Origin of the sequence: Leeuwenhoekiella palythoae (assembly GCF_900130045.1) — a bacterium.
Lineage (GTDB): Bacteria > Bacteroidota > Bacteroidia > Flavobacteriales > Flavobacteriaceae > Leeuwenhoekiella > Leeuwenhoekiella palythoae.
In genome coordinates this window covers 288,390-301,909 of the sequence record NZ_FQXT01000003.1, presented here as the reverse complement: position 1 = coordinate 301,909, position 13,520 = coordinate 288,390, and the positions used below count along the sequence as shown (strand labels likewise).

Here is a 13,520-nt window from a genome sequence, read left to right as displayed (position 1 = left end):
ACTTGTGAAACTCAAATATAACTAAAACATCTTTTCTTCTTTTTTGTATTCTCGTTTAAGACCTGCTATGAGATTCTTGCTCGTAATAGTCAGTGAGTCTTGATTCAGCGCTTGCAAACAACAGTAATGTATAACATTAGTAATGTGTGCCCCGGTAATATCGTAAGTTTTTGCAATTGTTTTTAAGTCGATCTCTTGCGCGTATTTAAATTTCTTTGGAAGTGTTTTTTTCCACAGTTCGAGGCGCTCTTGATATCCGGGAGGTGCAAAATAGACCAAAGCTTGAAAGCGTCTGGTAAATGCTGCATCAACATTATTTTTGAAATTGGAGGCTAAAATGACAAGGCCGGGATGCTCTTCTAAACGTTGTAAAAGATAAGAAACTTCTTGGTTGGCATATTTGTCGTGTGCATCCCGCACTTGAGTGCGTTTCCCAAAAATTGCATCAGCTTCATCAAAGAAAAGAATCCAATTTTTATAATGAGCTTTATCAAAAAGTTTCGCCAGGTTTTTTTCGGTCTCACCGATGTATTTTGAAACTACGGTTGAAAGATCGATGCGGTAAACTTCACGGTCTGTATATTTTCCCAAAAGGCTTGCTGTTAGTGTTTTTCCGGTACCGGGCGGACCGTGAAAAAGTACGCGATATCCTTGCTTGAATCTGTTTGTCGTGTGGTGTTTTTGTTGAAGCGTTTCGTTATGTTTCAACCATATTTCAAGGTCCCGAATTTCTTGTCGGGTTTCGTCATTAAGAACCAAATCATCCCAGGTAAGTTGTGTTTCGATCTTTGAAGCAGGAAACTCAATGCTTAACTCAGGTTCTGGTATGTTACCTGTAATGAGCAAAGCTGTGTATTCAGCATCTAAAATCAATGCTCCACTCATTTTGGGTTCATTCTTTTCAGGTTTTTCTAACTGAATGACCTTGTTTGCGATGAGTTTACTATGCTTATCAAAATACTGCCAGCATCGGACTCTAGCTTCAATATTTGTTCCTGTGAGAATAAACAACGCAGTCTCTGCAGTGGGTAAGATACCGCGGTGATTTTTGCCTTGAATTCCGCCAAGTTCGGGAAGTTCGCCGCCATCAGGGTAAACTTGATTCACACAAAATTTCAGGAGTTCTGGTGAAAGGTTGGGAGCCAGCACAAGTAAGAGTATCGCGATTTCTGCAGCATCTAATTCTAAGACTATGATAAGTTGTTTTAATAGCGAGTCGGGGAGGGCTTTACGATCTAATTGTGGTGCTTCGTCAAAGCTCAAATCAGGATTTTTCAATCGCCAAATGATAAGCTCTTGCAAATGCTGCATGATTGTATCAAAGCCTAAACATTGTGTAGTACTCATAACGTTTACGAATATTTAGCATAAGCTTTTGCCAGTTTAATATCGTATTTGTTTGCAGCGTAACCGGGGCCGTTGTAGCCTCTGGCAAAAGCTGCCCAATTTTTTGAGCGTAAATGTTTCAGGAGTTTATTGACCTCTAAAAACTTCCCAAAAGCCGCCAGATGCTCCCGCTCGTGTTCAAACATTTTTTCTACAAATGCATCAACCGAAGCATAACCCAAACTTTTAAAATGATAGCCCATAATTTGAAACATTCCCCAAGATGCTGAAGCCTTTGTCGCAGCTTTAAAGTCAGGATGATCGTCTAAAGCAGCAGCTTTATTCATACGGTCGTATTCGCCAATTCCGCCTACATAATATTTACGGGTCCATTTTTTATAAAGCACATTAGCGCTCTCTTCTGAAACATAGTTTTTGGGATCGATGCCTTTAGCTTCTAATTGTCGCCAAAAAATATGACCCTCAAAAAGAATTCGCGGTTTATCACCCACCAGAAAACCTTTACCGTTGCTCTCAATTTCATTGACTGCTTTTACTGCAGCCAATTCTAAATCATAGCGCTGCGCGAAATCAATCAGATCTTGTTCACTCAGTAATTTTGAATTCGAGTCAAAAATTTGATTTTCCTGAGCCAGCAGTTTGCTCCAAGTCTTTAAACCTACGATGCCGTCCACGACGAGATCATTTTTTTGCTGAAAGTCTTTAACTGCTTTATCAGTATCTACACCAAAATAGGTAGAGACATAAATCTCATAACCCATTTTTTGTAGTAGTTCTTCTAAAAAATAAACTTCTTGATCTCGTGAACGGTAGCGCAATGTTTTCATGATTTTTAATTTAGTGTTTAGGTCATATTCAATTTAAAGTAACGTTATTCATTGCTCTCAATTTTTCTACGCCAGCCTCTGCTGCGGGAGAATTAAGAATTGCAATAATCTGATCATAGTATTTCAAATTATCTATTATATCGACAGCATCTTTAATACGATTAATACTCACACGGCTTATACCAGAGGTATTAGCCGCGATATGATCCTTAGTATCAGTCTTAAGTTTAACGGGTTGTTTTTTCTCTGAATCTAATTGATAATTGGTGATGGTAGTATCAATAGGGTTATCTACATTCTTTTTGACAATTTCCTGTGTTTTTTCAAAGCTGTTTTCTTTCTTCCGTATGATGATGGCTTCACAAACAAGTTTAGTTGGAACGTGCTGTTCTGCTTCTCGTATTTCTTGAATATCAGCAGAAGCAGAGCTTGGCGTTGCTAATTCATTTCTACTGTAGTCTGGTTTAACACTGTACTTTACGATAGCTCCCGAACTTACAGCAGCTTTTACAAGTGATTCTACGAGACTTTCGTGATTTTTATTACCCTCTTTTGAAAGCGGTGTCATGTTAGTCCATTTTCCTGGACCATGTGTGTTATGGTTTAATAGGTGCCCTCTGATGTAGTAACTACTTCCACCCAAACGGCGTTTTAAAAGCTTGTCAAATAATTTGTGTTTTCGAGAGGTAGGAATACTTCCTCCACTTCCTTTTTGAGTTAATGGTTCTGCTATCATTTCGGTTCCAACAGTGTCATCACCTTTTGTTGTAGCATCTTGTTTGAAAATCTTTGTTGTGGGAAGTTCAGAAACATCCAGACCAAATAGCTTTTCAGCACGTTTACTAAGGTCTGATAGTAAAGCTTCAAGTTTCTCTTTTTTATCTAGCCGGCTTTTATTCTTAGCTTCTTCGGTAGTTCCTTTTAATGGCGCGCGTTTTGTTGTGTCAATTTCAGTTGCTATTTGTACGGCTTCGTTTTTGGCTTTTTGTTTTTCTCCTTTTGGGTCTTCACCAATTACTACGGAAGAAATAAACGTGGTAAATGGAGTAGGGTTACTCGCGACTGTTAGTACTGGGTTAGATTCATCACCTTCAAAATACAAGGTATGTGTTTTATCATCTTGACCTCTAAATTTTTTCTTAACCCGCCACCATTCAATGAACTTTTGTACACCAGATTTTACTTTATTACCTAATTTTTTAAACGCCTTTTTAGCCTTAAGAATTAGCTTATCAATAGCCTTATCTATGCGTTGGCGTATGCGCTGAATAAGGTTTTGCACTTTGCAAGCGAGACCGCTGATGCCTAACAACGAAGCCAGGAAGCCAATGATCACGGGTACGGCGCGCCCAAGTGCTTCTTCAATTTTAGAGGCAATAGCCCCAACGTTTCCTGAAGCCACCGCTTTTACACCTTCAATAAATGCATTGACCAAAGCCATAATTTGACTTCCTCGTTCTATAAAGAATTTTACAATGTCGATGATCATCATTGCCGCTTTGACAAAAGCACCTGCCGGACTCATCAATCCTAAAACCCACTTGATTCCGGCGTCAACTACGGTGGTAATGATCATATCTTGTATACCTTCGATCACCGTTTCTTTTAGATCAGTAAACTGTTCTTTGATGTATTCCCAAATGCCGGCAATTCCTTCGGTTCTGATGATTTGAAAAAGTTCAAAGCCAAATTCTAAAGCTTGTACTACCGGTTCGCCCAAAAGTTTTACTGCTTTTTGTCGCATATAATCCCACGTCAGCCCAAGCACTTGCATCACCAGACTAAATATTCCTTTCAAGCTGAAAATATCTTCCGGAATTGTGATTCCCATTGGCCCTAAGGCTCCGGTTAACCATGTCACCAATCCATTCATCAAGTGCGTCATGATGTTGGTACCAAAATTCAAAAAGCCTTCTTTAACACCACGTATCAAATTCATCAAAAATCCGATAGGATCAGATATAATCGCACCTATCGCATCTAATGCTGCACTCAATAAGTTGGTGAGCATATTCTTGATATTGATGATCGTTTGAATTACGCCCATAACAGCACCCATCGCCATATCAATAAGTCCGCGGTTTTCTGCTTGCATTTCTTCAATGCGCGCATCTACTTCAGCAAGACTTTCCTGATACTGTTGAGCAAGAGATTCAATAAGTTCGTCTTGTTTGCTATTTACAGCATGTTCTAGGTCGTCAAACCTGCTTTGAATAGTTCCGGCGGCTTCCTCGGCGATATCCTGAAGCTCCTGAGGCTGACTTCCAACATAGTCTGCAATTTGTTGTTTGCCTTCAGTAATCTTGGTTTTTGCTTCGGTGAGTTTGTGAGCGATATATTCTGCGATACTTGTAAGTTCGCTATCCATCGCCTCGATGTATTTTTCTCTTCCTTCTTCAAAAAAGGCATTGACTTCTTCGGGTAAACCGGTAAATGCGTCACCCACCCAAGTGACTGCACCACCTAGACCGCTGTAGCGTTCAGCTTTATAAGCATCCATTTTTCGTGCTACATAATCCTCAAACACCTTCTTGGCTTTTTCTGCTGCTGTGGTAAACTTTGATGCAACCTGTTCTTCGAGTTCGCTTAAAATTGTCTCTACTGCATTTTTTGTGCTTTCAAACAGGGTGTTGATTTCTGATGCAATGCGTTCTCGGGCAGCGCTGTTAGCAGTTGCTGTGTTTTGTTGATCCAGTTGAGCATTTCCCAGCGAGGACGCTCTGCTGTTATACATAGCATTGAGTTGAGCGCTACTATTTTGCTGCGCAGAATTTTGTGCGGAAGTTAAACTTGCTTGCTCTGACGCTCCAAATGCTACAGGAGCTTGATTTGCGTGGTCACGAGCTTCGTTCGTTGCGTTTAATGCGTTATCGAAGGTAGGTTCGTTACTGTTATGAAGCATATCCTCAGTGACTTGATTTGCTTCTAATTGCTGATCTATTTCATTTACGTTTTGTTGTAAAGGAGCCTGTACTAGACTGTCAGGACGGGGAGGAGGTGCAGCTGCGTTTGCGTTTACAGGTGCTGGTCGCTGACCTACGGGAGCCTCAGGAATGTTAGCAACCTCACGTTGTGCAACAGAATTAGGATCTGGCGCTGTACTGGTCGCTTGGTCAATCGCTCCAGATGCTTGCTGACTTTCTGCATTGGCCATCCCAACTCCAGCTTGAGTAACCGAATCAATATTATTATTGCTTTCAAAGTCATCTGCCTCTTCTTCATTTGCCGGAAGTTGCATCGCCTCAATACGTTCCATCAGGCGACTTTTAAAACTTAAAGCGTTAAAAACTCCCGGTTCTTGTGCATTCATTACCTCAACCTGATTGGCTTGTGCACCGCCCATTTGTTCATTAGCAGCACGTGGTGCAGCCGCTGAACCTGCTTGAGCAGAAACCTCAGCATCGGGCGTTGTTTGAGCAGCCCTTGATCTGTTTGTTATGGATTCGGTTAATTCCTGAAAGGCTTCATTTTCTTGAGCAGAAGCAGGGTAGGAAGGGTCTTGAGTTTCGGTTTGTGCTGAATTTTCCTGAGATTGAAATTGCTCTTTCTTTGTTTCTTCTGAATTTTGCTTCACGGGTTCTGAAACGGAATCCTGCTTTGGAACTGCTGTTTCGCTTGATGAAACAGTTGTTTTTTTAGGTTTTGACGGATTGGTTGTCAGTGATTTGTTAGCAGCAATTGCTCCTTGCTGAATCGTATGCGTCAATTCGTGTGCAAGCAAGCCATCACCTTCGGGTGATCCAGGCGCATATTTTCCCTCATTAAAGTAAATGTCACGACCAGAAGTGAATGCCTGAGCACCAAGATCTGCGCTCATTTTTTGGGCATTGGCATCGGTGTGAATACGCACATCAGACAAATTGGTGCCGAAATTCTGCTCCATTCTGGTTTGCGTAGCCGGAGCCATAGGTTCGCCATTGTGCTTATTATTTTTTAAACGTTCCTGAATACTTGTAGATGGAGTGGCAGTAGCTTGCAATTTTGCTTGAAGGGTTTCTTCCTCGTTTTCTTCAGTTTTAGCTTGTACTGTTTCCTCTTCTTCTTTTGCTTGAACAGTTTCTTCCTCTTCACTTTTTTTCTGAATCTGGTCTTCCTCTAGTGCTTTGAGTTGAATCCCCGGTTTTATGGTTTGTGCGAGCGGTTTCTGTTGCACTTTGGTTGCTGAGTTTCCATGAGTGTTTTCAACAACTTGTTGTGCTACCGTATCTGCTTCCTGCTCATACTTATCTCCAGAATGCCCCATCTTGAGCTTCGCCTGAACTTTAAAAAAGGCAGCTTTAGAAGGTTTTTTGATATCTGTAGACGGAGTTCTATTTTTAGCAAAAGCAGGCATAACTTAAACTATTTACAGAATTAGAGTTACAGCTTTACTCACAATGAGTTTAATAGCGGCATTCTTAAAAAGACCTATTTTTATCTTTGACACACCAGCTTTTTCAAGGGTTTGAATGATCAAAAGGTCTTTTTGGCTTTGTAGTAAAAGTTCAAATTCTGCAGGAGTGATGGCACCTTGATTGAGTAATAACATCCAGCGTTCTAATTTATCTTTTGACTGTTCTAAGAACAGATCAATATCGTTTTTAATAAGGCTGCTTTCTTCATCAAAGCGTTCTTTGACCAAATCAAGAATTCCCGCTTTTATCGATTTGTAGAGTTCTTTAAAATCCATATTTCAAGTGTTTTTTACATCGTGATTAAGTCTAACAAAGCATGCTTAGACTGTTCGTTCTTTTAATTTTTATAATTGGCCATCAGATCAAAGATCTTGGCTACTTGCGGCTTGAATTCAGCCTTAAAAGCGGGGCTTAATGTGCCTTGTGTTTCCCACAAATTCAAAAATTGCTGGATACTGCTTGCGTCGCTTTGTAAATACTGCCACATCTGTATGGTAATTTCGTTTTTGGATTTGGCCTTTTCATAGCTTACCATCATATCAATTTTATTGATCAATGCTTGGGCAGCGGCTTTGCGTTGCTGGTATTCTTGATCTGAAACTTCAACCAGACTCAAGGCATTGGCTTTGGTCTCCAAGGTTTCAGTAAAACTATATTGATCATAAAAAGAAGTGCCGCAGCTCGATAGCAAAAAGCAAATGAGAAGGCTAGAACTTAATAATTTGAGTGTTTTCATAGCGTAGTGTTTACCAGGTTACATAAATCATTTTTTTGAGCCAAGGAAGTTTTACCATAGACAGTCCCCAAGGCAATTGATCGAGTAGAATGTCTGCAGTTTGCCGCTCGATAAAGAGTTCGATTTTTTCATCGGTTGTGACCCATTTTCCAGAGCGGGTTAAAAATTGTCCGCGCAGTCCCGAGGCCGTTGTATTTTTTAAGGCACTCCAATAGTTGAGTACGGTTTGAATGAGATTAAGCGCTTCCTTTTTATGTTTTTCTTGTAAGACGTTTTCTTTTTTTATGGGGTACGAACTAAAAACACCACATAATTGTTTAGCGGCGCCAAGTTGCTGTTCACTTATATTTTCTTCACCTGTGGCAATGAAATGCAGTAATTGTACAACGAGATCATAATGTTCTTCAGCGATCTGTTTTTGCGAACTAAGAACGCCTAATTCTTCAAATAAAATGGAGAGGAAGGGATGCAGCAAAATGAGACCGCAGTTGGGCAGAATCAAACCTTGGGATTCATCAGTTTCTACCGGATTATGCTCGATTAATTGTTGTTCTTCAATAATATCATCAGAATCGAGTAATGCTCTTTGATTCTGAAATTTTACAGGAATAGATTTCAGTCTTTCTTCAATCTCTTTTTTAGAAAGACTATTGCTTTTAGGGAAACTGATTTTTTCTGACGGCTGAAAAACTAAGGTCGCTTTTTCAAGACTTTGAAAAGAGGCTATTAAAACTTTTGGTGAAAAGCTGATGCCAATTTTTAGGTTGAAAAAGTTAGAAAGACTTTGAAGAGTATCAAGTGATAAACCACTTTTTGATTTATAAAATTCAAAGTGTTTGATCAAGCGTCGTTCGTGTTCTGGTATGGATAAGCGATCGTATTGAAAAAGACTTGATCCTAATTCTTCAAATATGTTTTTTTCTTCAACTTTAGAGACTAAAGCGACCAAGCCATTGACTCTACTTTTCGGTAGTTTTTTTAATTCGGCATAAGTACGCCAAACCGTCAACATAAATTTTGGATGCTCCCCAAATTGATACACCAAACGTTTTTGAGCTTCAGTTTTACTTAAACATTCGGTAAGCGAATGTGGCTGCGCTTCTTTTAAAAATGAAGTCAGTTCTTTAAGATTCAAAGTCTCCTTTTCAGCAAAAAACCAAGGATATCTTCCTTTTTCTAGGAAATAAATAAAAGCCTTGTAGTTACGCTCTTTTTGGTCGTTAATAATCTGATTTTTATTTGATAAATCATTTCTACTTAAACTTAAAGTTTCAGTTGTTATAGTGTGTATTTTATTGGTGATTTCAGATAAATTGGATTCTTTTAAAAAGTCTTTTTCAAATGAAACAGCGACTTTATCTATAGTGTAAAACTCATCTGAAGTGCCTAATTCGTCAAAAGCTTTACTTAAATGCGTACTGAGTTTTTCAATTATGAATTGGCCTAGATTCTGCTTTAAGCGCAACGCTTCCTCCATCGAGTTGCAATCGACTTCTACAAATACTTTATTGATGATATGTGTGGGTTGTGTAATCATACCTTAGCTTGTCCATTGCAGTAATTGATCAAAATGATTTTGATAGCGGTCTACTTTAAAATGAGAACTGTAATCATTAAGTAACGCGTACCAATTTTTATAGTTGATTCCCTCAAGTAGGCTTATGGCGATATCAAACTGTGGATTGAAATGATTTTCAATCAAGTTTAAAATTGAGAAGATCAAGTCATTATCAAGAAACTGCTTGTCTCGGCAGTAAATGCTTAGATAGAATAATTCTTGCTGTTTGAGATAGAGACTGAAATAAGGCTGACGCTGTTCTGGCTTGTTTTTGAAAAGCAATTCTGATAGCTCGGTGAATGCTGTTTCTAGTTTCTTAGCAAATGCTGCATCATATTCACCTTTAAACAAATCCGGTTTATTAATCAAAGTATCATAGATTGCTATGATTTTTTGACCAGCATCTTTCACTTGTTGATCATCAATTTGTTTCAGTGCAGTTTCGATTTCTTTTTTATTTGTATTCAGCTTTTCTAGAACTTCATCTGTGCAAGTATCAGTTTCTGGATCAGGTTCAGGTGTAGGGTCTGGAGTAGGATCAGGATCCGGGCTGTCTGTTTCTAACGCCGGGATTCTAACTTCTTTATGTTCAGATTCAAGTGTGCCACAAGCTGAAGTTTTGACAACTACCTGAATTTTGAATAGCTGTTCTTTTTGTTCTTGCGGAATTTCTAATACAGGTTCTAAAGTAGTTGCAATAAGTTTGGCGTCATTAAACCAACTGAATGCTTCCGCCTGAATGTCCTCAGTGATTCGTAATACCATTACTTTGTTATGTAACTCAGCTTCAAAATGTACCGTTTCCGGAGCCTTAAACACTTCAATAGTTATGGGATCAACTTCAGCAAAAGTTATATTGTGTTTTCCAGGACCTGCTTCAGCAGGAATAAAATACCAAGAATCACCCTCACCGTAAATTCCCTTCACATCATCATTTAAAAGTTTGATCTCGCTTCCTTCTGGTGTAATAGTAAAAGGATATTTTTCTTGGTCGTTAGAACAAAATGGTTCGTCTTTTAGAATTACCTGTATTTCTTTGGGAGCGTCTATAGCAACTTCTAACGTATATTCAATCGTAGTTGAATCGCACAAATCGTTAGACAATGTCAGAGTAACCGGTATTTCAAGAATTTTACTGTCAATATGCTGCGGAATAGGCAGATTCACCGTTGGACGCTCGTTAGTATAGGAAGTACCGTTAATCGTCCAATTGAAGCTAAACAAATCGGTATTGAAGTTATTCAGGTTTTCTATGGAAAATTGCACCGGAGGAAGCGTACTTCCCGGTAGGCCACTCACGCGCTCCGGATTTGTAGTTATACGCGCTTGTGGCTTTTTGGTTGCTGTTAGATTCGCTGTAGTCAATTGACCATTTACCGTAAACTGAATAGGCGTATCAAAGGCATTAAGCTGGTACGGAGTAATGATAAGCTCCGTTTCAGAAAAGCTAATACCTTCAATATTTTTATTGAGCAATGCTAAAACTCCATCTGTAGGACTTTTAGTAAAACCAATCTTTATTTCAGTTTCAGCATTGGTGTCTATGCATACTTCATTTTGGTTTAGGATTAGGCTGCTGCTGGTCGCTGCTTCTTGAATTATAAAGCCAATAGGCGAACAGTCTGAACAGCAGAGGTAAGGCAGAGCAAAATCGGCAACTACTGTATTTCGAGGTATTTCTTTATCTGATTCATTGCTTATCGCTCCCGTGTAAACCATAACAAAGGTCCCGCCGATTGGAACGCCGGCTTTATGCTCAAGCCCCGGATGTTTTCTCGCAAAATTTGAGAAAATAAGTTTGTCAAGAATTTCTTCTTTTTTGGTCTGAATTTCACTCAGAATAATGTCTAAAGAAGATGCGGCGCAACAGTTGGCTTCGAGCCGGTCTAACATAAACGTATAAAGCGTCTCATAGCCAATGTGAGTATATTCAGCTTTTGGGTTGTAAAAGATTTCATTGATGATAGCTCTTGATTTTTTAGTATACGCACATAAATCATCCATCGCAGCGGCATATTTTTCTTTTGTGTCCGCGTTTACTTGGTCTAAACTTTCCGGGATATATGAACTTACAATTTGTAATCTGGCGAGAATTCCGTTAGGTATGGTGAATCCTACTTTTAATAAATTTTGCTGTTCAGGATCAATTTTTGGATAAAGTTCTTTACGTTTAAGATCGATCGCTTTTTCAATTTCAGTAGCGCTTCCTATAAAGTTTTTATCGAGCACAGTGTTCATTATAAAACCAAGATCTGAGGTTTTTGTTTTTAGATTATCAGTAACTGTGGCGTTAACTTTGGTTTCAGTAATAAAGGGCGTATACGCTTTAACGCCGGTATTGAGAACTACGGGACTAACAGGTTCTACAGTTTTACTTGCTTTCAACAGTACGGGCTGAACGGTGTTTTTTTCCGTGCTTAATTTGGAATACGATTTTGGCTCAATAGAATTGAGTACTTCTAATTTTTCTCCTAACACTACAAAAGAGCTTTGATATTCACTTACCATATCTTCAATAGATGCTCCCGTGGAGATTTTTTCTTGTGCTTTATCTAGAAGTGTGATCAAGGGTTCTCGATCTGTCTTATCGCGCGCAGCAAGAAGATTTGCATTGATGTTAAGTTTGCCTAGAAGCGAAAGCTGATTGTTGCTGAAAAGTAAGTCAGTAGGCTTTTTGATCTTATCCGGGTCTATAAGTACCTCTTTATCTAATAAATCATCACGGTCAAATTGTTCAAAAGCATAATTATGACTGCCCAGATCATCCATATTAAATCCGCTAAAGAACTCCGTAATATCTTTATTGATACAATTTTGTTCTTGGCGCCAGGTTTTAAGATCAGTATCGAGATAATTAAAATGACACGCATAAGCGTCCATATCAATATCTTCAATTTGTTGATCAATATTGATCGCTTTAATGTCAAAATTAAGTCCGTAATCATTTTTCAGTTTTGATACTTCTTTTAGAGCTTCATCATAAGGCATACCGTGAATTCCTTCAATCCTTAGAAAGTCATAGTTGCTCAAGTCATACTTAAGTGGTTCTTGAACGGCATTAATTGGCGATAAGTACTTCTTGAAATAGCTTAACTGAAAGGCTTCGTTAAAACGTTGTGTGAGTTTAAAATCCCATTGAAAAACCAAATCTTCTGATGGATTATAATAAAATGGAATTGCACAAGCTGCGTTTTCAGTACTTATGCTCGTAGATGGTGTGATGTCTGCACCTAGCTGTGTTTCCGGATTGAATGCTTTTAAAAGCAATAGCATTTTACGTACTAAAAAGTGCGCTTTTTTAACCGGAAGTTTTCCTGTTATTTCTGTGGTGGCAGGGTAGAAGTGATGTCGGTACGCTATGCTACGAGATGTATCATTTGGTCTCCCCAGAATCAAATGTTTTGGGAACGCGTCTATATTTGGACAACAATCACTTTGAATATCAAGAAGCAGGTCTCTTAATTCATTATAGATTTTTACGAGATCACAGAGGTGATCGTAGAGGTATTGTATATCCCCATTATTTTGTTCCAAATGATTTTCAAGTGCTTTAATGCTTTGTTCAAAATCTTCTGAAATATTCAAGCCCAAAAGCTGACTAAAGTGGTCTGTTATCGTTTTGAGTGCGGATTGCAATTGAGGTACTACCGTGTTTATTTTTTCTGCATAGGCGCTAACCAATGCCGAATAGGTCTTGGTATTGACGGTAGTTTTTGTATTTGAATTAAGGACAGGGGTAAAGTTCTTAATAGCCGTATTTGAAGCACTTAAAGAATTATATCCTATATCAAGCGCAGGAGTTTTTACTGAGGAGAAACTGTTTTTGAGAGGTGAAAGTGCGTTATTAGAAATAACCAGGTTCTTTCTAATATTGGTTAGGTCAAAAAGATCGCTTAAGTCAACTTTCAAGGGTGTTTCAATCTCTTTGGCGCCGCTATTTAACAACACGCGAGGCATCTTAATAGGCGGAAGCTTCTTATAAACGTCAAGGATGTCATACTTGCGATAGATACTATCATTTGCCAGCAAATATTCAATGTCTTTTTCTTCGACTAATAAAACCTTTAGTTTTTGTACGTGTTGCTCCCCAAGATTATCGCAATTAGTTTCGGTACATATATCTGGAGTTTTTGCATAAGATTCTAGATAGAGCACCACAATTTTATCAGTAAGATCTAATGTCGTTAAAGCTTTATCTGTAGTTTTTGAGCTCCCTTTTGGGACAAGTTCGTATAAAGGAATGGTCGTATAAGTATCACTATTTAAAGAGGTTGTTCTAAAAGCCTCATATTGCGCAAAATCATCCTCAAAACTTCTAAAGTGAGTGTAGTGAATAGCCTCTTTGGCTAAAGTCTTGTAGATAAGGTTCTGCGTGCTTTCATCGGTTGGGGTTTTCTTTGTGTCTACAAGTAATTTAATAAGATCACCATCTGTGGTAATGCCACACCCGGGAGTGATCGCAATAGTTTTTGTAGCCGCATTCAAACTGACTTCAAATCCACAAGCGATCCCCACACCGTTGAGGCAAATACGCGTCAGACGCTGCTGATCTTCAAAATAATCTAAAAACTCATTTAACTGACCAGAGGTTAATACTTGGTCATCTACAAATGCTCTATAGTCTGGCGTTATCTGGTGAAGTATTGGTCGCATAGCCT

At 38.8% G+C, this 13,520-nt stretch carries 7 protein-coding genes; all 7 read right to left on the bottom strand.

The genetic code is table 11. The features are described from left to right. Positions 1 to 21: 21 nt before the first annotated feature. Complete coding sequence (locus BUA96_RS08530) at positions 22 to 1,347, bottom strand: ATP-binding protein (RefSeq protein ID WP_072982252.1); 1,326 nt, start codon at positions 1,345 to 1,347, stop codon at positions 22 to 24. 5 nt (positions 1,348 to 1,352) lie between these two features. Next, positions 1,353 to 2,174: an N-acetylmuramidase domain-containing protein gene (locus tag BUA96_RS08525; protein WP_072982250.1), complete on the bottom strand. Its 822-nt coding sequence runs from the start codon at positions 2,172 to 2,174 to the stop codon at positions 1,353 to 1,355. Between the two features lie 28 nt (positions 2,175 to 2,202). Continuing rightward, positions 2,203 to 6,507: an eCIS core domain-containing protein gene (locus tag BUA96_RS08520; RefSeq protein WP_072982248.1), complete on the bottom strand. Its 4,305-nt coding sequence runs from the start codon at positions 6,505 to 6,507 to the stop codon at positions 2,203 to 2,205. 12 nt (positions 6,508 to 6,519) lie between these two features. Continuing rightward, a complete protein-coding gene (locus tag BUA96_RS08515; protein ID WP_072982246.1) occupies positions 6,520 to 6,843 on the bottom strand; it encodes a hypothetical protein in 324 nt (107 codons plus the stop codon). A 62-nt stretch (positions 6,844 to 6,905) separates the two neighbouring features. After that, positions 6,906 to 7,304, bottom strand: coding sequence for a hypothetical protein (locus BUA96_RS08510; RefSeq protein ID WP_072982244.1), 399 nt, complete (start codon positions 7,302 to 7,304; stop codon positions 6,906 to 6,908). A gap of 10 nt (positions 7,305 to 7,314) precedes the next feature. Next, the gene (locus BUA96_RS08505) at positions 7,315 to 8,841 is read right to left on the bottom strand and encodes a contractile injection system tape measure protein (protein WP_128755670.1); all 1,527 of its coding nucleotides are present in this window, start codon (positions 8,839 to 8,841) and stop codon (positions 7,315 to 7,317) included. 3 nt (positions 8,842 to 8,844) lie between these two features. Further along, positions 8,845 to 13,515 (bottom strand): hypothetical protein, encoded by a 4,671-nt coding sequence (locus BUA96_RS08500; protein ID WP_072982240.1) that lies wholly within the window; start codon positions 13,513 to 13,515, stop codon positions 8,845 to 8,847. Positions 13,516 to 13,520 lie beyond the last annotated feature (5 nt).